This is a genomic window from Brevundimonas abyssalis TAR-001 (assembly GCF_000466985.1).
Lineage (GTDB): Bacteria > Pseudomonadota > Alphaproteobacteria > Caulobacterales > Caulobacteraceae > Brevundimonas > Brevundimonas abyssalis.
Window position 1 is genome coordinate 1 of record NZ_BATC01000125.1, and the last position, 563, is coordinate 563.

Genomic DNA, 563 nt, shown 5'->3' on the forward strand with positions numbered 1-563 from the left:
GGCTTCAAGACCGCCCTCCACAGGGCCCGGCGCACGGCCGGATCGCCCAGGGTCGATCCGGAGGCCAGCCGTTCGGCCATGCCCTCGGGGGATTCGTCGCCCAGCAGGGCGCGCACGCGCGGATCGTCCACGGTCAGGATCTCGCGGGTCTTGGACAGCCACCAGCTGAGCTGCAGCTCGTCCAGCGCCGGATAGGTGGGCAGGTCCGCAAACAGGCGCTGCTGCACCAGCGGCAGGCGGCTGTCGGCGAACTCGGGCAGGCGCTGTCCCGAGGGCTTGTCCCGCTCCTGCGCAGCGCGCACCAGGGTCTGGGCGAAGCCGAACAGACGCGAACCGCCGCCGGCGCGGCCCTCAAGCAGGCTGTAGGCCGGATAGAGCCGCGCCTGCACCGGCTGGATCTCCGCCAGCGTCGACCACGGATCGCCCGCCTCGGCCGCCAGCGCCGGATCGGCGGCGACCCGGGCGCGGAATTCCTCTTCCGCCGCCTGACGCCGCCCCATGAAGTCGCCGTCGATCAGGGCGCGCATGCGGCCCATGCCGCGCTTGTAGGTGTTCTCCACCCC

The 563-nt window shown here is 72.8% G+C and carries 1 protein-coding gene; it reads right to left on the reverse strand.

Annotation, left to right across the window (positions count from 1 at the left end; translation table 11 throughout):
* Positions 1-563 (reverse strand): S46 family peptidase (locus MBEBAB_RS14800; protein WP_045319490.1); only part of this gene is annotated, 563 nt, incomplete at both ends.